At 73.1% G+C, this 22,087-nt stretch carries 15 protein-coding genes; 3 read left to right on the top strand and 12 right to left on the bottom strand.

Features of this window, described 5'->3' with window-relative positions:
• Positions 1–130: 130 nt before the first annotated feature.
• Positions 131–3,952 (top strand): multifunctional oxoglutarate decarboxylase/oxoglutarate dehydrogenase thiamine pyrophosphate-binding subunit/dihydrolipoyllysine-residue succinyltransferase subunit, encoded by a 3,822-nt coding sequence (locus ACGF3J_RS07400; protein ID WP_393853603.1) that lies wholly within the window; start codon positions 131–133, stop codon positions 3,950–3,952.
• 70 nt (positions 3,953–4,022) lie between these two features.
• Here the strand turns inward: ACGF3J_RS07400 and fxsT are convergent, their stop codons facing one another.
• The 8 genes from fxsT to ACGF3J_RS07360 all read right to left on the bottom strand — a co-directional run bounded on the left by fxsT (position 4,023) and on the right by ACGF3J_RS07360 (position 16,134).
• On the bottom strand, positions 4,023–7,022 hold the full coding sequence (gene fxsT / locus ACGF3J_RS07395) for an FxSxx-COOH system tetratricopeptide repeat protein (RefSeq protein ID WP_161327224.1): 3,000 nt from the start codon (positions 7,020–7,022) through the stop codon (positions 4,023–4,025).
• A 75-nt stretch (positions 7,023–7,097) separates the two neighbouring features.
• A complete protein-coding gene (locus tag ACGF3J_RS07390) occupies positions 7,098–8,369 on the bottom strand; it encodes an aKG-HExxH-type peptide beta-hydroxylase (RefSeq protein ID WP_161327225.1) in 1,272 nt (423 codons plus the stop codon).
• The gene (locus ACGF3J_RS07385; RefSeq protein WP_386933186.1) at positions 8,366–8,680 is read right to left on the bottom strand and encodes a hypothetical protein; all 315 of its coding nucleotides are present in this window, start codon (positions 8,678–8,680) and stop codon (positions 8,366–8,368) included. Before ACGF3J_RS07385 ends, ACGF3J_RS07390 begins: the two co-directional genes overlap by 4 nt.
• Before the next feature lie 89 nt (positions 8,681–8,769).
• Positions 8,770–12,051 carry an SAV_2336 N-terminal domain-related protein gene (locus ACGF3J_RS07380; RefSeq protein ID WP_393853602.1) on the bottom strand — a complete coding sequence of 1,094 codons (3,282 nt, stop codon included), beginning with the start codon at positions 12,049–12,051 and terminating at the stop codon, positions 8,770–8,772.
• A gap of 7 nt (positions 12,052–12,058) precedes the next feature.
• Complete coding sequence (locus tag ACGF3J_RS07375) at positions 12,059–13,135, bottom strand: AAA family ATPase (protein ID WP_393853701.1); 1,077 nt, start codon at positions 13,133–13,135, stop codon at positions 12,059–12,061.
• 151 nt (positions 13,136–13,286) lie between these two features.
• The gene (locus ACGF3J_RS07370) at positions 13,287–15,392 is read right to left on the bottom strand and encodes a trypsin-like peptidase domain-containing protein (protein ID WP_393853601.1); all 2,106 of its coding nucleotides are present in this window, start codon (positions 15,390–15,392) and stop codon (positions 13,287–13,289) included.
• Positions 15,389–15,796, bottom strand: a complete 408-nt coding sequence (locus tag ACGF3J_RS07365) for a CU044_2847 family protein (RefSeq protein WP_393853600.1) — start codon at positions 15,794–15,796, stop codon at positions 15,389–15,391. Before ACGF3J_RS07365 ends, ACGF3J_RS07370 begins: the two co-directional genes overlap by 4 nt.
• Positions 15,797–15,948: 152 nt before the next feature.
• Positions 15,949–16,134, bottom strand: coding sequence for a DUF6104 family protein (locus ACGF3J_RS07360; RefSeq protein WP_030190019.1), 186 nt, complete (start codon positions 16,132–16,134; stop codon positions 15,949–15,951).
• Between the two features lie 316 nt (positions 16,135–16,450).
• Between ACGF3J_RS07360 and ACGF3J_RS07355 the strand changes: the two genes are divergently transcribed.
• Both ACGF3J_RS07355 and ACGF3J_RS07350 read left to right on the top strand, forming a co-directional pair.
• On the top strand, positions 16,451–17,401 hold the full coding sequence (locus tag ACGF3J_RS07355) for a DUF4097 domain-containing protein (RefSeq protein ID WP_393853700.1): 951 nt from the start codon (positions 16,451–16,453) through the stop codon (positions 17,399–17,401).
• A 1-nt stretch (position 17,402) separates the two neighbouring features.
• Positions 17,403–18,458: a PadR family transcriptional regulator gene (locus tag ACGF3J_RS07350; protein ID WP_161331675.1), complete on the top strand. Its 1,056-nt coding sequence runs from the start codon at positions 17,403–17,405 to the stop codon at positions 18,456–18,458.
• 57 nt (positions 18,459–18,515) lie between these two features.
• On the opposite strand, the gene ACGF3J_RS07345 is transcribed toward ACGF3J_RS07350, so the two are convergent.
• The 4 genes from ACGF3J_RS07345 to ACGF3J_RS07330 all read right to left on the bottom strand — a co-directional run bounded on the left by ACGF3J_RS07345 (position 18,516) and on the right by ACGF3J_RS07330 (position 21,727).
• Positions 18,516–19,088 carry a Clp protease N-terminal domain-containing protein gene (locus tag ACGF3J_RS07345; protein WP_393853599.1) on the bottom strand — a complete coding sequence of 191 codons (573 nt, stop codon included), beginning with the start codon at positions 19,086–19,088 and terminating at the stop codon, positions 18,516–18,518.
• Complete coding sequence (locus ACGF3J_RS07340; protein WP_161331678.1) at positions 19,088–19,297, bottom strand: helix-turn-helix domain-containing protein; 210 nt, start codon at positions 19,295–19,297, stop codon at positions 19,088–19,090. Before ACGF3J_RS07340 ends, ACGF3J_RS07345 begins: the two co-directional genes overlap by 1 nt.
• A 64-nt stretch (positions 19,298–19,361) precedes the next feature.
• Positions 19,362–20,327, bottom strand: a complete 966-nt coding sequence (locus ACGF3J_RS07335) for a zinc-binding dehydrogenase (RefSeq protein ID WP_393853598.1) — start codon at positions 20,325–20,327, stop codon at positions 19,362–19,364.
• A 170-nt stretch (positions 20,328–20,497) separates the two neighbouring features.
• On the bottom strand, positions 20,498–21,727 hold the full coding sequence (locus tag ACGF3J_RS07330) for an NADP-dependent malic enzyme (RefSeq protein WP_125492781.1): 1,230 nt from the start codon (positions 21,725–21,727) through the stop codon (positions 20,498–20,500).
• Positions 21,728–22,087: the final 360 nt, after the last annotated feature.

Raw genomic sequence — 22,087 nt, 5'->3', positions numbered from 1 at the left:
GCCGAAACACCGTCTGCAATGTGACTTACGCGACGATGAACGGGCCCGGCCTGACCTTCGGGGTGCGGGGGGCGTAGCCTTGATTCCCGCTGTCCACCATCTTGTGAAGCGGAAGAGGGCGGTTCTCGCCGTGTCGCCACAGTCCCCCAGTAACTCGAGCATCTCGACCGACACCGACCAAGCGGGCAAGAACCCCGCTGCGGCGTTCGGTGCCAACGAGTGGCTCGTTGACGAGATCTATCAGCAGTACCTCCAGGACCCGAATTCCGTGGACCGAGCCTGGTGGGACTTCTTCGCCGACTACAAGCCCGGAGCGCCCGCGGCCCAGGCCGCCGCCCCCGCGGCCACGGCCACGGACTCCGGCAACGCGCCACAGGCCGCCCCCGCACCACAGGCGCAGGCTCCCGCCCCGGCCCAGCCGAAGGCGCCCGCCCAGCCGGCCGCCCCTGCGAAGCCCGCCGCCGCGGCCCCCGCGGCTCCGGCCGCCAAGCCCGCCGCCGCGCCGGCCAAGCCCGCGGCCCAGCCGCAGGCGAAGGCCGCCGCGCCCGCCGCGTCCTCGAAGGATGCCGCCGCCGCGGCCCCCGAGGGCCCCGAGCTGGTGACCCTGCGCGGCCCGGCCGCCGCGGTCGCGAAGAACATGAACGCCTCGCTGGAGCTGCCCACGGCCACGTCCGTGCGCGCCGTCCCGGTGAAGCTGCTGTTCGACAACCGCATCGTCATCAACAACCACCTCAAGCGCGCCCGGGGCGGGAAGATCTCCTTCACGCACCTGATCGGCTACGCGATGGTGCAGGCCATCAAGGCCATGCCGACGATGAACCACTCGTTCGGCGAGAAGGACGGCAAGCCGACCCTCGTCAAGCCCGCGCACGTCAACCTCGGCCTCGCCATCGACCTGGTCAAGCCCAACGGCGACCGCCAGCTGGTCGTCGCGGCGATCAAGAAGGCCGAGACGCTGAACTTCTTCGAGTTCTGGCAGGCCTACGAGGACATCGTCCGCCGCGCCCGCGACGGCAAGCTGACGATGGACGACTTCTCCGGCGTCACGGTCTCCCTGACCAACCCCGGCGGCCTCGGCACCGTCCACTCGGTGCCCCGCCTGATGCCCGGCCAGTCGGTCATCATGGGCGTCGGCTCCATGGACTACCCCGCGGAGTTCCAGGGCACCAGCCAGGACACCCTGAACAAGCTCGGCATCTCGAAGGTCATGACGCTCACGTCGACCTACGACCACCGGGTCATCCAGGGCGCCGCCTCCGGCGAGTTCCTGCGCCAGGTCGCCAACCTGCTCCTCGGCGAGAACGGCTTCTACGACGAGATCTTCAAGGCGCTGCGCATCCCCTACGAGCCGGTCCGCTGGCTCAAGGACATCGACGCCAGCCACGACGACGACGTCACCAAGGCCGCCCGCGTCTTCGAGCTGATCCACTCCTACCGGGTCCGCGGCCACGTCATGGCCGACACCGACCCGCTGGAGTATCAGCAGCGCAAGCACCCCGACCTGGACATCACCGAGCACGGGCTCACCCTGTGGGACCTGGAGCGCGAGTTCGCGGTCGGCGGCTTCGCCGGCAAGTCCCTGATGAAGCTGCGCGACATCCTCGGCGTGCTGCGCGACTCGTACTGCCGCACCACCGGCGTCGAGTTCATGCACATCCAGGACCCGAAGCAGCGCAAGTGGATCCAGGACCGCATCGAGCGCTCGCACACCAAGCCGGAGCGCGAGGAGCAGCTGCGCATCCTGCGCCGGCTGAACGCGGCGGAGGCCTTCGAGACCTTCCTGCAGACGAAGTACGTCGGCCAGAAGCGCTTCTCCCTGGAGGGCGGCGAGTCCGTCATCCCGCTGCTCGACGCGGTCATCGACTCGGCGGCCGAGTCCCGGCTCGACGAGGTCGTCGTCGGCATGGCCCACCGCGGCCGGCTGAACGTGCTGGCCAACGTCGTCGGCAAGTCGTACGCGCAGATCTTCCGCGAGTTCGAGGGCAACCTCGACCCGAAGTCGATGCACGGCTCCGGCGACGTGAAGTACCACCTGGGCGCCGAGGGCACCTTCACCGGCCTGGACGGCGAGCAGATCAAGGTCTCGCTGGTCGCCAACCCCTCGCACCTGGAGGCGGTCGACCCGATCCTGGAGGGCGTCTCGCGCGCCAAGCAGGACATCATCGGCAAGGGCGGCACGGACTTCACCGTCCTGCCGGTGGCGATCCACGGCGACGCGGCCTTCGCGGGCCAGGGCGTGGTGGCCGAGACCCTGAACATGTCGCAGCTGCGCGGCTACCGCACCGGCGGCACGGTCCACGTCGTCATCAACAACCAGGTCGGCTTCACCGCCGCCCCGGAGTCCTCGCGCTCCTCGATGTACGCCACCGACGTGGCCCGCATGATCGAGGCCCCGATCTTCCACGTGAACGGCGACGACCCGGAGGCCTGCGTCCGCGTGGCGCGGCTCGCCTTCGAGTTCCGCCAGGCGTTCAACAAGGACGTGGTGATCGACCTCATCTGCTACCGCCGCCGCGGGCACAACGAGACCGACAACCCGGCCTTCACCCAGCCGCTGATGTACGACCTGATCGACAAGAAGCGCTCGGTGCGCAAGCTCTACACCGAGTCCCTCATCGGTCGCGGCGACATCACCCTGGAAGAGGCCGAGCAGGCGCTCCAGGACTACCAGGGGCAGCTGGAGAAGGTCTTCACCGAGGTCCGCGAGGCCGCGTCCCAGCCGGCCTCCGCCGAGCCCTCGGAGCCGCAGGCCGAGTTCCCGGTCGCGGTGAACACCGCGGTCACCGCCGAGACGGTCAAGCGGATCGCCGAGTCCCAGGTCAACATCCCCGACCACGTCACCGTGCACCCGCGGCTGCTGCCGCAGCTGCAGCGCCGGGCGGCGATGGTCGAGGACGGCACGATCGACTGGGGCATGGGCGAGACCCTCGCCGTCGGCTCGCTGCTCCTGGAGGGCGTCCCGGTCCGGCTCTCCGGCCAGGACTCGCAGCGCGGCACCTTCGGCCAGCGCCACGCGGTCGTCATCGACCGCGAGACGGGCGACGAGTTCACGCCGCTGCTGTACCTGTCCGAGGACCAGTCCCGGTACAACGTCTACAACTCGCTGCTCTCCGAGTACGCGGTGATGGGCTTCGAGTACGGCTACTCGCTGGCCCGCCCCGACGCGCTGGTGATGTGGGAGGCGCAGTTCGGTGACTTCGTCAACGGCGCGCAGACGGTCGTGGACGAGTTCATCTCGTCGGCCGAGCAGAAGTGGAACCAGACGAGCGGTGTGACGCTCCTGCTCCCGCACGGCTACGAGGGCCAGGGCCCGGACCACTCCTCGGCCCGCCCGGAGCGCTTCCTCCAGCTCTGCGCGCAGAACAACATGACGGTCGCGATGCCGACCCTGCCGTCGAACTACTTCCACCTCCTGCGGTGGCAGGTGCACAACCCGCACCACAAGCCGCTGGTCGTCTTCACCCCGAAGTCGATGCTGCGCCTGAAGGCCGCGGCCTCGAAGGCGGAGGAGTTCACGACGGGCCAGTTCCGCCCGGTCATCGGCGACGACTCGGTCGACCCGGCCGCCGTCAAGAAGGTCGTCTTCACCGCCGGCAAGGTCTACTACGACCTCGACGCCGAGCGGAAGAAGCGCGGCGTGACGGACACGGCCATCATCCGCATCGAGCGCCTGTACCCGCTGCCGGGTGCCGAGCTCCAGGCGGAGATCGCCAAGTACCCGAACGCCGAGAAGTACCTGTGGGCCCAGGAGGAGCCGGCGAACCAGGGTGCCTGGCCGTTCATCGCGCTCAACCTGATCGACCACCTGGACCTGGCGGTCGGCGCCGACATCCCGCACGGCGAACGCCTGCGGCGCATCTCGCGCCCGCACGGCTCGTCCCCGGCCGTCGGTTCCGCCAAGCGGCACCAGGCCGAGCAGGAGCAGCTGGTGCGTGAGGTCTTCGAGGCCTGAGCCCCACCACCCGACCGAAGAGGCCGGCCCCGTTTCCGGGGCCGGCCTCTTCGCGTCCGCGTACCGCCGCTCAGCCCAGGTAGGGCTCGAAGTCCCAGTACGGGCGGTTGCGCTGGCGGGCGGAGAGGGTGTGCGGATGCTGGGCGCCGAGCGTCCGGGTCAGACCCAGCAGCCCGTCCTCCTCCAGCTTCCCGGCCTCCTCGTGCTCCCGGGCGGCCCGCAGGTCGGCTGCCAGGGCGACCTGGCAGGACAGGGTCAGCGGGTGCTCCCCGCCCAGCGTGCGCTGGGCCCGGCGCGCCGTGTCCCGGCCGAGTTCCACCGCGTCGGCGATCCGCCCGTTGAAGTTGCGCGCTCCGGTGGCGCACAGGGCGCAGCCGAGCACCCAGGGGTGATCGGGGCCCAGGGTGGCGGTGAGTCCGGCCAGGGCCGCCTCGAACATCGACATGGCTTCGGCCCGCTCCCCGGCCGCCTGCATGATCAGGCCGGTGTTGGCGAGCATGCCGGTGGCGACGGGGTGGGCGGGCCCGAGCAGCGCCCGGTACCCGGACTCGGCCTCCTCGATGAGCTCGCGGGCGTGACTGAGGTCGCCGTGTTCGCGGAGGTAGTTGCCGTAGTTGGTGATGAAGTTCAAGGTGCGGTAGTGCTCGCGGCCGTGCACCTGGGCCAGCTCTTCCAGAAGACTCTCCATCGACGGGCCCACGTCCTGGAACCCTCCCTCCCGGCGGCGGCACATCACCAGGTGGGTGCGGGCGCCGAGGGTCTGCGGGTGCTGAGCGCCGAGTACCTGCACGTGCAGTCGGACCACCGGTTCCTGGCGGGCCATGGCCTCACGGTAGCGACCCAGCAGCCGCAGGTCGTGCGTGACGGCGCTGGCGGAGTTGAGCGTGCTGATGTGCCGGACCCGCAGGACGCTCTCGCGGGTCCCGAGGTTCTCCAGGTCCAGTTCGTAGGCGTCCGCGTACCTGCCCAGCAGGCGCAGGCTGACACCGAGGTTGTGGCGGGCGCGCAGCGTGGCGGGCTCGTGGGTACCGAGCAGGCCGCCGGTGCCGTCCAGGACCTCCTGCTGGAGTTCGTACGCCTCGTCGTACCGCCCCAGGCTGCGCAGCGAGTTGGCCATCGAGTCCTGGGCGGCCAGTTCGGCGAGCGCGTTGGAGTCGGGCGTGGCCCGCAGCCGCTCCAGCACGGACCGGTCGAGTTCGTACGCCTCGCGGAACCGGCCGCTGGCCTGCACCAGGTTGCTCTCCTGCGCGGTCAGGTCGAGCATCGGCTGGGACAGCGGCGGAAGCAGCTTCGACCAGCGGTCGCGGATCCGCTGAGCCAGCGCCAGGCCGGTGGTGTACTCACCGCTGCGGACGCAGTAGCGCAGGCAGTTGAGAACCGCCTCCTGAACGCGTGGCCGGGCGCTGTCGAACGCCCCCGAAGGCTCCAGGTGCGGCAGCAACTCGGCGTACCGCGGCCAGTTCCGGCTGTCGAGGGGATTGCCCGGGTCGGCCTCGGCGAGCAGGGTACGCACGGCCCGGCGGTGGGTTTCACGGCTGTCCGCGCCGATCAGCTTGGAGATGATGTCGTGGACGAGCCGGTGCATGTGCACCGACTCCTGGTGGGGTCCCATTTCGACACCGACCGGCCCTCGGGTCTCACGGGTGAGTACCGAGTAGTTCACCAGTGTGTCCAGGGACCGGGTCCAGGCCGGCAGGTCCGCCGCCATCCACCGCAGTTCCTCGGGGAGGTCCGCGTGCGGGTAGGCGCGGATGAGTCCGAGCGGGATGCGACCGGGCGCGAACGAGGTGCACAGGCCCAGCACGTCGAGGGCCTGGGGCTGCGCCCGGCGCAGCCGGTTGAGCAGTATCGACCACGAGGTCATGGAGGACTGCGGGAACCCCTCGCCGGCGACGGGCTCGTCCACGGTGGAGAGTCTGCGCTCGCGCACCATCCGCAGGTACTCGGGCACCTCCATCCGGGACTCGCCCAGCCAGGAGGCGGCCTGCACCAGCGGCAGCGGTACGTCGCCGAACTCGGCGGCGACCTCGTCCGCCTCCGCGCCCGTGATGTGGCCGGCCCGGCGCATCAGGTAGCCGACGGACTCGGCACGCACGAAGGCCGGGACCTCCAGGACCTCGGCCCGCTCGCTCCAGCCGCGGTTGCGGGACGTGACCAGGACATGGCCGGCGCCCTGCGGCAGCAGCGCGTCGGCACCCGCGGTGTCGTCCCAGCCGTCGAAGACGATCAGCCACTTGGCGTGCGGATCACCGCGGCGCAGAGCGTTGCGTACGGCACGGATGCGTTCACCCGGTTCGCTGCCGCTGCGCAGCCCGAGTTCGACGGCGAGTTCGCCGAAGCGGTCCCGCTGGATGTTGCGGTCGTCGGAGTTGACCCACCAGACGACGTCGTAGTCCGTGCTGAACCGGTGTGCGTACTCGGTCGCGAGCTGGGTCTTGCCGATGCCGGACATACCGAGCAAGGTGCAGACGGCGGCCCCGCGCTCGGCGTCCGCGAGACGCTGGTGGAGGGTGGTGAGCAGGTCGTCGCGTCCGGTGAAGCGCGGATTGCGGTGCGGCACCTCTCCCCAGACGTCGCAGCGTGTGTCGGGGTAGCGCACCGGGGTGGCCGGTGTACGGGGTGTGCGCAGGCGTCTCAGTCCGAGCCGGGTGAGCAGTCGCTCCTCGGCGCCCTCGTCGCCGATCCCCCACAGGCTGGCCGGTTCCAGGACCGCGGTGGCCGGCAACAGCGGGCGGTTGGTGAGGTTGACGGCCGCGATCCGGTCGGCGTGTGCGGCGACGAAGCCGCGCAGGACGTCGTTCCACTCGCCCGCCGGGCGCGGGCCGAGTTCGAAGAACCAGTCGTCGAGGACGAGCAGGACGCGCCCACTGGACAGGAGCAGGTCACCGAACGAGTCCTCCAGGGGCACCTCGCGCGGCGGGTCCCAGCGCTGCAGCGTGGTCCGGTGGCCGTGGCTCTCCAGGCACTGCCCGATCCATGCCGCCCACGAACGGTGGTAGCCGGGGAAGACCACCAGAATGTGCTCGGACGTCCTGTCACCGTCCGCTCCGGACCGCCGCTGTTCCGTCATCACCGCTCCCGTTCCCGCCGCGTCCGTCGCGCTCGCGCACACGCTAACGCAACGAGGTCGATGGTGTGCGCTCTGTCATGCGGAGCCTCGGGCCGTCGCCCCGAGGCTCAGGTGGTGCAGGTACATCGCCTGCACGAACCGCCGCCCTGTGCAGGTCAGTTCATCGGAATCCCGGAGTACGGACAAGGCCCGGTCGACCTGTTCCAGATACCGCCCGTAGCGCTCCGCGGCGCGGTGCCGCCAGGCCGCGGGGACACCGGACGCACGTTCCGCCCTCCGCCACAGGTCGAGCAGTGCGAGGTGGGCGTAGGTGCCCTGGAGGACCGCCGACGCCGGTCGCGGGTCGGGCCGCCAGGCCACCCGGTGCAGGGCGCCCCCGGGCCGGCACAGAGGAACGGAGTCGTCGAGGGCGGCGAGCTTGGTGTGGTGGGTCTCGTGGACCAGTGTCTCCGCCAGCTCCGCGGCACCGGCCGGGAGCTGGGTCAGCACGGCGCCGGGAGCGGCGCGGACGGTCGCACCCGTCGGCACCCCGCTGTCCCGTCCCGCCGCGGCCAGCGGCACCAGGGCGTGTACGAGGGCGTCCGTCTCGGAGAGCCGTCCCGGGTCGGTCGCCGACAGCAACGCGCGGGCCCGTCGCCAGCGCCTGGCCCACGAGGGGTGGTCGGTGTGCGCCCGGTCGGCCGCGGGGACCGCCGTCGGTCCGATGCCGGGGCGCGGCACCCGGTAGGGGTCGAGGTCGTCGAGGACGGCCGTTCCACCCGGCAGGGCGCGCAGCGCGGACCAGCCGGACCCGTGCCGGGCCCCGGCCCGCACCCCGCGTCCCGGCAGGTCGACGGCGCCGTGCCCGGCCTCCTCCACGAGCCGCAGCCGGCCTTTCCGGTCGCTCACCCGGGCGCGGCCGGAGGGGCAGCGCAGGACGCCGAGACCGGGCAGGCCCAGGATGCCGGAGGGCACCCGGAAGTCACCTGTCGCCGGGCAGCCGGCCCGGGACGCGGCGACGACGGCGACTCCCGACAGATGGGCCAGGTGCGCCTCGAACTGCGGTCCGGCCGACGCGGCGAGCGCCTCGGTGAGCCAGGCACCGGTCGTCGGGTAGTCGAGCACCTCGCGCACGGCCCCGGCGTCGGCCTGCTCGGCGCGCTCCAGCAGCGCCCAGTCGTCCTCGAAGCGTCGGCGCACCGGGGGAGGCAGGCCGGCGTGCTGCCGTTCGACCCGGACGAGGAGGGCCTTGAGCAGCAGCATGCGACGCGCGTGGACCGCGGCACGCAGCTCCGCCGTACCGGCGGGGGTGGGCCGGGTCCTGGCGAGTGCGGTGAGGACATCGGGCGGGACGGGCGCCCGGCTCATTCCCGGAGCGCCCGGATCGGGGCCGTCTCGTCGGATACGGGTCCGGGTCCGGGTCCGGGTCCGGGTCCGGCTGAAAAGGTACGTGGCTCGGCGGAGGCGCCGAGCGCGGTCGACGAGGGTTCGTTGCCACCGGAGTACCAGACCTGCCGGGACTCGACCGCCCCTGTCAGGACCAGGTCGACGGCCTCGGAGACTTCCGGACCGTCCATGGCGCGCAAGGTGCGCAGGTCCACGTCGTCGAGTCCGGGCGGCAGCACGGTCCGCCCGGCGTCCCGGCCCCGGACGGCGGTCACCTTCCCCTGCTCCGCCACGCTCGGCTCCTCCCCCCGGGTCCGCACCGTACGATCGCAACGGTTGCCCAGTTCTTCCCGACCGGCCGGTAACAGAAACCCCGGCTGGATCAACCGCGTTGAAACTCGGCCGAGTCGGCTCGCTCCTCCCAGGCGTGCCAGGGCGGCGCGAGTCGCTTCCAGTCATCCTCGGTCATGGTCCGTGACGCGGTCACTCCCCATTCGCCCTCGAGCACGCGCTGCGCTTCCCGCTCCGCACGCCGAGTGAGCTGCACCTCGCCCCAGTCGACCTCCCGCAAGGCCCCCGTGAGCCGCTGCCACTGCTCCCGCGCCGCCCGGTATGCCGCCCCGGCCGCGCTGGGCCGGCCCAGCAGCACCAGCACCGCCCCGCGCCCGTGCCGGGCACGCGCCACCAGCACCGACCCCGGCGCGTCCGGGCACGCCTCCTGTGCCTCGCGCTCGGCGTTCTCGTACGCGCGCAGCGCCTCGAAGAGCACGGGCGCGCCGGCCCGGTACCACCCTTCGAGCCGCACCCTGCCGAGCTGGAGCCAGGCCTCGGCCCGTACGCCCACGTCGGCCGCCGCCCGCACGGCCTGCCCCAGCAGGTGCCGGCTCTCGAACAGGTCCGGCAGGAAGCCCAGATGCCGGAAGCGCTGGGCGAGGGCGCTGCCCACCAGCGCCTGGAGCCGGCCGCGCTGCGCGGACCGGGCCGGCAGATCCTTGAGGGCCTCCCTCAGTACGGACTCCGCGCGGTCCACGAGACCCGCGCCGTCTCCTCGGGACGCCCTGCGCAGCAGCGACTCGCCCCAGGTGGTGAGGAGGCCGCAGCGTACGACGCTCTCCGGCGGTGCGAGCAGCACGGCCGTCTCGTACGCCTCGTCGGCCTCCTGGGCCTCGCCCGCCGTGTCGTGGAACGCGGCGCGGGCGGCGAGGCAGGGCAGCCGCAGGGCGGGGTCGTCACCGGCGGCCCGCTCCGCCCGCAGCAGCGCTTCCCGGGTCGCCTCCTCGTCCGCCGGGTCGCCGCGCAGCGCCCGCGCCAGGTCGAGCAGGGCCCGACTGCGTACGGGGCCGGGGGCGTCGGACTCGTCGAGCAGGGCACAGGCCGGGCGCAGGTCGGCGGCGGCCTCGCCGTGGTGCCCCAGGTCGAGCAGGAGCCGGCCGCGGCGCAGCAGCCGGGCCCGGTGGACGGCGCGCCAGGTCTCGGTGCGGTGGCGGTCCGCGGCGGACCCTTCCGTGGGCCCGGAGGCGCGGCGGACGGCCGCGGGCCAGGGGGCGATGTCGGGGGCCAGGACGTCGAGCGCGGACAGGAGGCGGTCCGGGTCGCCGGTGACGCGCCACAACGCGTGCAGTCCGGCGGCGAGTTCCAGCGCGGAGTCCGCCTGTGCGGTGCTGTTGTCCGGCGCCGTGCGGTGGGCGGCGGCCAGTTCCTCGGTGGCGGCGGTGAGGAGGTCCGCCCGGCGCTCCGGCGCGCGGCCCGCCACCGTGTCGGCCTCGGCCCGCAGCACGCGGCCGAGGACCAGCCGAGCCCGTACGCCGTCGTCCTCGTCGGGTGCCGGGACGGCGTCGGCTGCGGTCCTGGCGGCGGCCCGCACCGCGGCCTCGGCGTGCTCCCGCGCCCGGTGCAGCACGTCCGGGTCGGCCAGCGTCCGCCACTGGCCGAGCAGCCGCTCCGCCTCCGTCAGGGGCTCGGGCGTGACCAGGTCCGGCAGGTAGAAGCGCAGCACCCGGGCGGGGACGCGGGCGAACAGCTCGGCCTCCGCGCTGTCCCCGGCGTTCGGCCCCGTGTCGTCGTCCGTGCGCGGCCCGGCGTCGGCGGCCCCGGCGTCGCGCCCGGCGAGGCGGACCGCGGCCAGCGCGGCGAAGTTGCGGGTGCCCTTGCCGAAGCGGCGCTCCACGTAGTCCGAGCAGTGCTTGAGGACGAGTCCGGCTGTGTCCTGGTCGAGCGTGGAGAGCAGCAGGTCCTGCACCCGCCCCGGGTAGCTGAAGCACGGCTGTTCGTCGGGGCCGGGCAACCGGCGCAGCAGCCCGCCCAGCAGGACCTCCGCCAGTTCCATGGGCCCGGTGTCGGGGAGCATGGCGCGCTGGACCAGTTGCATGACGGGCAGGGTGAGCGGGGCGGCGGCCAGGTAGACGGCGAGGCGCATCGCCCCCGGTGAGGCGGTCGCCCGGAAGGCGCGGACGAGTTCGTCGTCGGCGCGCGCGACCGTGCCGGCCGGGGCCGCCGGCGCGGGGTGGTGGGTCGTCAGGGCGGCCCAGGCCCGCTCGCTGGTGGGGCCGGTGCCGGCCAGCAGACGCGCCCAGGTCTCGAACGCCTCCGGTGTCGGCTGGAGGACCGGTACCGCCGGGACGGGTGCGTCGGGCCCGTCCCACGGCTCGTCGTCCGGGTGGAAGGTGAGACGGCCGCCGAACTCGGCCGCCCGGACCAGCAGTCCGGGCTCCGCGGGCAGGGCCGTGCGGCCCCACAGGCGGGGTGGCAGCGGCTGGACGATGGCCAGGGGCGAGGAGCGCGGCCACTCCCGCAGCAGCCGTTGCGCCCCGCCGCTCTGCCACAGGGTGCCCACGCAGTCGCTGATCAGCAGGGTGACGGAGCGGCCCGAGGGGTCGTGGAGCTCGTCCGGCGAGCGCAGCCGCGGCGGGCGGCCGGGCTCGGCGGCGGGACCGATCGCCGGGCTCCCGGCGGCATCGGCGTACAGATGGTGGACGCGGACGGCGGCGAACGCTCCCGCCTGCTGGCAGGCCTGCCGCAGCTCCTCGACCAGCTGTCCCCACACGGCCATCGCGGGCCCGGTGTCCACCAGGAGGCGGATGTCGCACCTCCTGCTGCGGCCCGGCCGCGGTACGGGCAGGACGAAGCCGGTCACGGCGGCGCGCTCGGCCGTCGCCTCCTCGTCGATGTCGCCGTCGGTGTACTCGGTGCCCGCGACCCGGTAGCGGCTCAGGAGGCGCAGGGCCTTCTCCAGGCCGAGGAGGCCGGGCAGCGCGGTGGCGGCGGGGGCGCGCACCGGGAAGGTGGCGTAGGTGCCGCCGCCATCGGCCCGGCCGGTGGCGGCGCCCGCGGCACGCAGGGGTACCGGGGTGGACGCCCTGGTGCCGGGGGTGGTGAGGTCCGGGGCGGGCCGGGCCGCGTCGTCCGCGGTGGCGAGGTGGGGGTCGGGCGACGCCGGTGGGGTCTGTGATCCGCTCTCCGGCGTACCGGCAGGTTCGGAGCCGGAACAGGAACCGGAGCCGGAGCCCCGGTCCGTGGCGGGGTCGGGGCGGGCCACGGCGGCGCGGGGCGGTGCCGAGCCGAGCCGGCGGGCCAGCCAGACGGCGTCCGCGACGTCCTCGGCGGTGACGTCGAGACCGGCGCGTCGCAGTCGGCCGATCAGCTCCTCCAGCGGCGCCCCCTGCATCGGGCCCTCACCTCGACCGGTCGAGCCGCTGCATGAGCAGGTCCGCGATGCGCTCGCGGGTGAGCCGTTCCGCGTGGGGCGTGTGCTGGGTGAGGAAGAGGGCGTTGAGGAGTTGGTCCGCGGCCATCACCTCGCCCGGTTCCCGGTCGAGGAACCTGCCGATCAGGTCCTGTCCGGCGGCGACCCCCTCCTCGCCGAGGTGCGCCTCCACCATGGCGGTGAGCTGTTCCTCCCCCGGTGGCTCCAGCTCGAGCTGGACGCAGCGCCTGAGCAGCGGTGCCGGGAAGTCCCGCTCGCCGTTGGAGGTCAGGACGATCAGCGGGAAGCTGGTGCAGGCGATGCGCCCGCCGTGCACCGCGATCCGGCCGCTGTCGTGCGCGAGCACCTCGACCACGGGCTGCCTGTCGGCGACGCGTTCCAGTTCCGGGATGGCGAACTCGCCCTCCTCCAGCGTGTTCAGGAGGTCGTTGGGCAGGTCGAGGTCGCTCTTGTCGAGTTCGTCGATGAGCAGGACCCGGGGCAGTTCGGAGGGCAGCAGCGCGGTCCCGAGCGGTCCGAGCCGGATGTACGCACCGATGCCCCGGTCCCGGTCCGCTCCGTCGTCCCCGTCGCTTCCGTCGCCGCCGCCGCCGTTTCCGTTGCCGCCGTCGTTTCCGCTGCCGCCGTCGGCGCGTGCGCGCTCCAACTGGACGTCCTGGAGCCGTCCGATCGCGTCGTAGCGGTACAGACCGTCCTGCAAGGTCGTCCGGCTGACGATCGGCCAGCGCAGCACCCGGCCCAGCTTCAGCTCGTGGGCGACGGCGTAGGCGAGGGTGGACTTCCCGGTGCCGGGGTTGCCGGTGACGAGGAGCGGGCGGCGCAGGTAGAGGGCCGCGTTGACGGCGTCGACCTCGGCGGGGCGGGGCGCGTAGTTCTCCGCACGGCGGCGGCGGACGCCGAGCCGGCGGGCGCCGCCCGGGTCCTCCGAACCGGCCGGTGTGCCGTCCCGTCCCCGCGTGAAGTCGCGCCAGGGGGGTGGCTCCGGCAACCGCCGTACACCGTCGTGCGGCTGACCCACTCCGCGGTAGATCCGCCAGTCGTTCACCATGGGCTCCTTCCGGCTCTGGTGATCCTGCAGCGGTCCGGGCCGTTCGAGTACGACGTTACCGTCCGGCCGCCGGGCCCGCCGAGACTCCCGGACGGTCCTGCCTTCCTGATACCCGGGCACAGGGGAACCGACGGCTTCTGATGCGGCATCAGACGGTCCGGGGTCCGGCGAGCGGAGGCGGCCGCATCGTCTCCGCCCCGTACGGTGGACGGTCCGGGGGGTCGAAGAGGACGGCGATCCTGCCCGTGAGTCCCTCGCTCAGGGCGATGTCGGGGTCCGAGGCACCGATGCGCTGGTCGCGTACGTGCGCGTGCAGGCCCTCGGCCCGGCCGGCGAGGGACAGCAGGCGGGCGGCGTTCCGGTGGAACGTCCGGCACCCGTCGTGGTCGTGGCCGTCTCTGCGCCACAGCACCAGGGGGTGTCCTGCGGCGAGGGCGACGTCCATGGCCTCCCGCCCGGCGCCGCTTCCGACGGGCCCGCAGAAGACCGGGACGCAGCCGTCGCCGCTGCCCGACAGCCGGCGGAAGGTGCCGAGCCTGCTCTCCCGGCGCCCGCCGGACTCGTGCCCGGTGTCCGTCGACTCGCCGCGCAGCGGGACGCCGGAGAGCGGCCCCCGCGCGGTGGCCGTCCAGCGCCGGCGCCATTCGGGGATGGGTGCCTTGGCGTTGCGGCGGCGGTCGCGGAGCAGAACGGTACGGCGCAGTCCGAGCGGCATGGACTGCTCGTCGAAGAAGTCGGTCTCCTCGTACTCGCCGCCCTCACCGGATGCGACGTCCCTCTCGGGGACGAGCCGCCACTCGTCTATCGGCTCGTCGAGCAGTGCGCGGGGCAGGAACGCCTCGACGACCGCCAGGTGTTCACCGCGGTCGCCCAGCCGCAGCGCTTCGGCCAGCGGTTCCCTCAGGTACTCCTGGAGTTCGTGGCGCCGTACGCCCAGGTCGTTGCTGTAGAGGGGGGTGACGTCCCGGCCGTCGTACAGGAGTCGCACGCTCAGCGGGTAGCGCTCCCCGTAGACCGGCTCCCCGATGTCGACGAGGACGTCGGCTCCGGTGCGGGTGGGCGTCTCGCGCGCGAGGACGGGACCGGCGGACCGCGCGGCGGCCGGCTCGCCCACGTCGCCGAGGAGCCGGTCGATGTCCTCGCGGATCACCGGCTGTGCGTACAGGACCGCCTGCTCCCCGATCCACCGGGTGAGGTCCCGCAGCCGCTCCGGGTCGGTGCCGCCCGGGTGTTCCAGCACGGTGTGCCGGGCCACCTTGGCCGCGTACAGCAGTACGGCGTCCAGGTCGAGTTCGGGCCTGCCTCCCTTGTCACCGAGGTCGCGCAGCCCGTGCAGCAGGGCCGCGCCCTCCCGCCAGGTGCGCGGGTCCTCGGGGAAGGGGGACCGGAAGTCCGACTGCACCACGCGGGACTTGGCCTCCTGCACGAGGTCCGCGATCTCCCCCGGGCCGCTGGGCGGCGGCAACTGGGCGAGGTGGCCGTAGAGGTGGAGGCGCTGGGCGGGGTTGAGGATGCCGGGGGTGCCGGGGTCGCGCAACCCGGTCTGGACACGCGTCCAGTCGGTGTCCGCTCCGGGCCGGTTGAAGCGCGCGAGGTGGTGCAGGTCGTGCTCGCGCATCACGGTGTGCAGGATGTCGCCACCGGGCACGTCGTGCAGCTCGCGCAGCGCGGTGACGGGGACGGCGGCCCCCTCGGACTGCCGGACGCCCTTGTTCATGCCGATGACGGAGCCGTGGCGCAGGTCGACGACGGGCCCGCCGGAGAGGCCCTCGACCGGGAGGGCGCCGGTGAGCAGCAGGGCCTTGCCGTCCCGGCCACTGGCCTCACCGACGCCGTGCCGGAGGCCGAGGGCGCCGGTCTGCCGCGACCAGCCGTGCAGCGATACCGGGGCGGGGATGGTCGGCGCGCGATCGCTCAGCCAGACGCACGGGGCGTCGTCCGCGCCGTGCACCCGGACGAGCGCGATGTCCGGGAAACCCCAGCGCCCGCGGCCCGCGTGCGCGGGCTCGGGCCGCGGTTTGGCGAGCACCACCTCGCCCGTGGTGGTGCCGCCCTGCCAGGTGACCCCCACGGGGCTCCGACTACGCCACACCTCCGCTCCCCCCTTCCCCACGACGTGGGCACAGGTCAACAGCCAGCCCGGCGCTATGAAGAATCCCGATCCCCAGTACTCGCCACGCTCCGGTGCATACCCGTCACCCGGTGCGACGATGCGCGCGAGCGAGGGGCGCACCAGCTCTTCGAGGGCGCTCATACGGCCCCGGACGCCGGAGGTCCGGGCGGAGGAACGGCACCGCCTTCCGGTCCGGGTCGCGGCGCGCCGTCCCGGCGGGCGGGTTCGGTCCAGGTCAGCGACACGTTCAGCGAGGCATTGCCGCCGCCGCCCGCGATCGCGCCCACGACGCTGCCGGCCTGCGCCGACAGCTCAATGCCGAAGCCGACGGAGACCTCGACGGATTCCTGGGTGTCCAGTCCGGCGCGCAGGGAGCGCACGACACCGCCGACCGTGTCGGCGAGGCCCCCCGCCATGTCGATGACGCGGTCCCGTACGCCGGTGTCCTCGAAGCCGTCCCCGGCCGTCGCGTCGTCGGGCGCGCTCACCCTGGCCCAGACGACGGTCCCGTCGTCGAGCCGTACCTGTTCGATCCCCCCGGCCACGGCGCCCCCGTCCGTTCGCTTCCGGCTCCCCCGCTGCTGTGGAGGTCTCTTACCCCACCGGGGGGAGCAGGCTAAACCCCTGACCCTGCCCAGCGGTTCAGGCCGAGTGGTTCAGGCGGAGTGGTTCAGGCCGAGTGGTCCTACTCCTCGTCCTACTCCTCGTCCTCGTCCTCGTCGTCCAGGCGGGCGAGCCAGGTGGCGAGGCGCTCGACGGGCACCTCGAAGTCCGGGTTGAGGTCGACGAACGTACGCAGCTGCTCGGCGAGCCACTCGAAGGTGACCTCTTCCTCGCCGCGCCGTTTCTCCAGTTCCTCGATGCCGCGGTCGGTGAAGTACATGTGGCGTTCTCCTGCGTGCGTCCGTGTTCCGAATCCGCCCCCAAGACTATGCAAGCGGCACCGCGCGCGTGCCGCGCCCCAAGCCGGGAGCCGGGACCCCGCCGGTCGCCAGGCGTCGGGCGGGGGCCTCCGCAGCGCCGGGCGGGGGCCTCCACGGCGTCGGGCTCTTCCGCCGAGGCGTCGGCAAGGTGAGGCGGATCGGCCCGTCCGACCGATCGCCGGCCGTCAGAACGGGTGTCTTGACTTTCCGTGTCCGCGATATATCGTGAATGACGGAGGACGCGATATGGCGCGTTCGGTCGAGGAGGTCTGCACCATGTCCGAGTGGTCCGTCGCGGAGCCCAGGAAACTCACCTTCGACGAGTCCGTGAGCCGCCTGCACGTACGCATCGTCAATGGAACGGTGAACGTCGTGGGTACGGACGAGGGTTCCGCCCGCCTTGAGGTCTCCGAGATCGAGGGACCACCCCTGATCGTCACCCATGAGGACGGCGCGCTCACCGTGGCCTACGAGGACCTGCCCTGGAAGGGCTTCCTCAAATGGCTCGACCGCAAGGGCTGGCGCCGCAGCGCGGTGGTCTCCCTGGCGGTGCCGACCGGCACCCGCGTGGAGGTGGGCGCGGTCAGCGCCGCGGCCGTCGTCTCCGGGCTCGACGGGCACACCGAGGTGAAGGGCGTCTCCGGAGACACCACCCTGGTGAGCCTCGCCGGCCCGGTCCGCGCGGACACCGTCTCGGGGAGCGTGGAGGCCCAGGCCCTCACCGGAGACCTGCGCTTCAACTCCGTCTCCGGTGACCTGACGGTGGTGGAGGCGGGTTCCTCCGTGCGGGCGGACTCGGTGAGCGGATCGATGATCGTCGACCTGGACCCGGCCGGCGGACCCACCGACGTCAGCCTGAACAGCGTCTCGGGCGAGATCGCCATCCGGCTGCCCCAGCCCGCCGACGCCCAGGTGGAGGCCAACACCGCCAGCGGCGCGGTCTCCAGCGCCTTCGAGGACCTCCGGGTGGGCGGCCAGTGGGGCGCCAAGCGGATCACCGGGCGGCTCGGCGCGGGCAACGGGCGGCTGAAGGCCACCACGATCTCCGGCTCGATCGCCCTGCTCCGGCGGCCTGCCGCGGCGGACACTCCGTGGGAGCGGGAGCCGCGGGACACCGGCCCGGCGCACGACGCGCCGGACGACTCGGGGGACAATTCCGCTGCCGTCCGGGACCACGGCGACACCGCCGCCCCGTCGGACGGCACGACCGACAAGAAGGTGCTCTGACATGCCCCCCGTCTTCGCCCACGGCCGACTGCGCCTCTATCTCCTCAAGCTCCTGGACGAGGCCCCGCGCCACGGCTACGAGGTGATCCGGCTCCTCGAGGAGCGCTTCCAGGGCCTCTACGCCCCGTCGGCGGGCACGGTGTATCCGCGCCTGGCCAAGCTGGAGGCCGAGGGACTGGTCACCCACACCACCGAGGGCGGACGCAAGGTGTACGCCATCACGGACGCCGGCCGCGCCGAGCTGGCCGAGCGCAGCGGCGAGCTGGCCGACCTGGAGCTGGAGATCCGGGAGTCGGTCGCCGAGCTGGCCGCCGAGATCCGGGCCGACGTGCGCGGCGCGGCGGGAGACCTGCGCCGGGAGATGCGGGCCGCGGCCAGCGCGGCGCGCCAGGGCGCCGGATCGGGGACGCAGGACGAGGCGGGCGTAGCCGGGGGCGTCGACGACAAGGAGGCCTGGCGGGCGGCCAAGGAGGAGATGCGCCGGGTCAAGCAGGAGTGGAAGGAGCAGGCCCGCCGCGCCAAGGACGAGAGCAGGCGCGCCCGCGACGAGGCCCAGCGGGCCCGGCGTCAGGCCAAGGAGGCCCAGGAGCGGGCCCGGACCCAGGCGCAGGAGGAGGTGCAGCGCATCGCCCAGCGGGTCCAGGAGCAGGTGCAGGACCACTTCTCGCGGGGCGACTGGCCCACGGGACTGCGCGAGGGGCTGAGCGAACTGGCGAAGGAGGTCGGCGACTTCGGCAAGGACTTCGGGAAGGAGTTCGGCAAGGACTGGGGCTTCGGCCGCACCGACTCGGGCTCCACCACCCCCCGGCCCGAGTACTCCGCCACCCCCGAGGACTTTCCCGCCGGATACGCCCCGGCCTGGGCCCACGAGGACGCCGCGGACTCCACCGGGGACCCGGCCCGCGACCTGGACCGGCTGCTCGACCGCTTCCGGGACGACATCCGTGACGCCGCCCGGGACCGGGGCGTCACGCCCGACCAGCTCCGTGACGCCCGTCGTCAGTTGTCGGCTGCGGCGGCGCACATCGGGGCGATCCTGCGGACGCCGGAGGCCTGACCCCCGGGGCGCGGCCCCCGGCACCCGGCCGGGGGCGTCGGACGCGGGGCGTCGGGCTCAGGCCGCGCCCGCGCCCTGCCCGGAGTCGTCGCCCAGCACCCTGGTCAGCGACTCGTGGGTCACCCCGTGGTCGGCGAGCACCTCCGCGGGCACACCGGGGCGGATCGTCAGCGCGAGGAGGAGGTGCTCGTCCCCGATGCGCCGGTCGTGCCGGGCGACGGCGACCCGCAGCGCCTTCTCCAGGACCTCCTTGGCGCCCCGGTCGAAGCCGCGGTGCCCGGACCAGCGGCGTCCGCCCTTCCGCTCGCCGGACATGACCCCGACACCGTGCACCTCCTCCACCCGGGCGACGACCTCGGAGACGTCGATCCCCAGTCCGGCGAGGGCGTCGGTCTCGGCCTGCGTCAGACCGGCCCGGCGCCGCGCCTCCGCCAGCGCCTGCCGCACCGAGTCCCGGCGCTCACCGCCGGCCCCGAGCGCCCTCAGCGCGAAGGAGGCCCGGCTGCCCTCCCGGTCCAGCAGGGCGAGCAGCAGGTGCCCGGTGTCGACGGTCCGCGCATCCGCGGCCTCGGCATGCTCGACGGCCCCCTGCACGACCGCTCGGGCATCCTTCGTGAATCGCTCGAACATCAATGCCTCCCGTACTTCTTGTGCACGGCCTGCCTGCTGACTCCGAGCTCCGTGGCGATCTCCTGCCACGACCAGCCCTGGTGGCGCGCGCTGCGTACCTGCACCGCCTCCAGCTGCTCCAGCAGCCTCCGCAGTGCGGCGACGGCCCGCAGCCCGACTCTGGGGTCGCGGTCACCCGCACGCGTGGCGAGATCCGTTGCTTCGCTCATACGGGTCAACTTAGGTTGACATCCACTCGCCGTCAACCCCAGTTGACATCAGGGGTCCTCGAAGTCAGGAACCGCTGAGCACGATCTTGCCGAACAGCTCCCCGGAGGCCATCCGCTCGAACCCCTCACGAGCCCGGTCCAGCGGGAGCACATCGTCGATGACTGGACGTACACCGGTGGCGGCGCAGAAGGAGAGCAGGTCCTCCAGTTCGTCCTTGGTCCCCATCGTGGAGCCGACGACCCGCAGCTCAAGGAAGAAGATCCGGGTCAGCTCCGCGTGGGAGGGCCGGTCGCCGCTGGTGGCGCCGGAGATGACCAGCGTCCCGCCCGGCCGCAGCGACTTCACCGAGTGCGACCAGGTGGCGGCGCCCACGGTCTCGATGACGGCGTCCACCCGCTGCGGCAGCCGCGCACCGGGCTCCACGGCCTCCACCGCGCCCAGCTCCAGGGCCCGCTTCCGCTTCGCCTCGTCCCGGCTGGTGGCGAAGACCCGCAGCCCCGCGGCCCTGCCGAGCACGATTGCGGCCGTGGCCACCCCGCCGCCGGCGCCCTGCACCAGCACGGAGTCGCCGGGACGCACCCCGGCGTTGGTGAACAGCATCCGGTACGCCGTCAGCCAGGCGGTGGGCAGACAGGCGGCCTCCGCGAAGGACAGCTCCTTCGGCTTGGGCAGGATGTTCCAGGTGGGCACGGCGACCTGCTCGGCGAACGTCCCCTGGTAGCGCTCGGTGAGGATGGAGCGCGGCTCCCGGGGGCCGACCCCGTGGCCGGTCTGGCCGATCACCGAGTGCAGGACGACCTCGTTGCCGTCCGCGTCGACACCGGCGGCGTCGCAGCCCAGGATCATCGGCAGCCGGTCCTCCGGGAGGCCGACGCCGCGCAGGGACCAGAGGTCGTGGTGGTTGAGGGAGGCGGCCCTGACATCGACGACACTCCAGCCGGGCGGGGCCTCGGGAGCCGGACGCTCCCCCAACTCCAGGCCGGTCAGCGGCTCGTCGCGGTCGATTCGGGCGGCGTAGGCAGCGAACATGGCCCCGACGATAGGTTCCTCACCCCCCGACCGGAACCACGACGCCCTGTGACACACACCCTCTTGCCACCGGCGCCGCCGCCGGGCCAGGCAGCGGCCTCCCGCACAAGCGAGCGGCCCCGCCCTCCCGAGGAGGACGAGGCCGCTCAACGCATTCGCGCGTCAGACCGTCACCGGCGCGCCACACCCTCCGCACGGGCCGCGGCCGCCACCGCCGCCGTGACCGCCGGGGCGACCCGCTCGTCGAACGGGGACGGGATGACATAGTCCGCGGCGAGGTCGTCCCCCACCACGGAGGCCAGCGCCTCGGCCGCCGCGAGCTTCATGCCCTCGGTGATCCGCGACGCCCGCACCTGGAGCGCGCCCGCGAAGATGCCCGGGAACGCGAGCACGTTGTTGATCTGGTTCGGGAAGTCCGAGCGCCCCGTGGCGACGACCGCCGCGTACTTGTGGGCGACCTCCGGGTGCACCTCGGGGTTCGGGTTGGCCATCGCGAAGACGAAGGCGCCCTTCGCCATCGAGGCCACCGCCTCCTCGGCCACCGTGCCGCCGGAGACGCCGATGAAGACGTCGGCGCCGGCGAGCGCGTCCTCCAGCGAGCCGGACAGCCCCGCCTTGTTGGTGAAGGAGGCCACCTCCTGCTTGACCGGCGTGAGGTCCGCCCGGCCCGCCGAGATGATGCCCTTGCGGTCCGCCAGCGCGACATCCCCGATGCCGGCCTCCACCAGCATCTTGGCGATGGCGACACCGGCCGCGCCCGCGCCCGAGATCACCGCGCGCAGCTCGCCCAGCGTCCGCCCGCTCAGCCGCGCCGCGTTGCGCAGCGCCGCCAGCGTCACGACCGCCGTGCCGTGCTGGTCGTCGTGGAAGACCGGGATGTCCAGCCGCTCCTGGAGCTTGCGCTCGATCTCGAAGCAGCGCGGCGCCGAGATGTCCTCCAGATTGACGCCGCCGAACGAGGGCGCGAGGCGGACCACCGTCTCGACGATGTCGTCGGCGTCCGTGCAGTTCAGGGCGATCGGGACCGCGTCCACCCCGCCGAACTGCTTGAAGAGGATGGCCTTCCCCTCCATCACCGGGAGGGAGGCCTCGGGCCCGATGTCCCCGAGTCCCAGCACCGCCGTGCCGTCCGTGACGACCGCGACGACCGAGGACTTCCAGGTGTAGTCGTGGACGAGGTCGGGCTGCTCGGCGATCGCGCTGCACACCTTCGCGACGCCGGGCGTGTACGCCAGGGACAGGTCTTCCTTGTCACGGACCGGCACGGTGGCCTGCACGGCCATCTTGCCGCCGCGGTGCAGCGCGAACGCGGGGTCGAAGGAGTCGAGCGGCTCAGCGCCCGCCCCCTGCTCCGCACCGGCTCCGTTGTCGCTGCGAGGATTGACGATCTCCGCTGCCACTTTGTCTTACCCCTTAAGAGTTCATGGTTTGAGGGTTTGTCCACTCCTGGTGAGGAATGGGCGGGCACCGCGCGGGAGGATGGCTGTACGGGCCACGAGGACCCCGCGCGACGGGCGCGCCGCACACGCGCCCTGAGCCCCTGATGAGGGGTGTAAAGAACCTTCTTACCCGACGGACGCCTCCGGCGACGAGTCGGATAAGAGCAAGCTCACATGTCGGACCCCGAACGCCGCATGTCGGTGACATGGCTCATAGCCGGGGATCAGGACAACCTCGCGACGCCCCTTGACAGACCGGGAGAAGCCGCTTGGAACGGCCGTACACGCTGACGATCCATGCCCGGATAACGAGAAATTCCG

This window comes from Streptomyces sp. NPDC048171, from assembly GCF_043202655.1.
GTDB lineage: Bacteria > Actinomycetota > Actinomycetes > Streptomycetales > Streptomycetaceae > Streptomyces.
The sequence above is the reverse complement of the archived record's forward strand: the minus strand, read 5'-3'. Positions and strand labels throughout refer to the sequence as shown.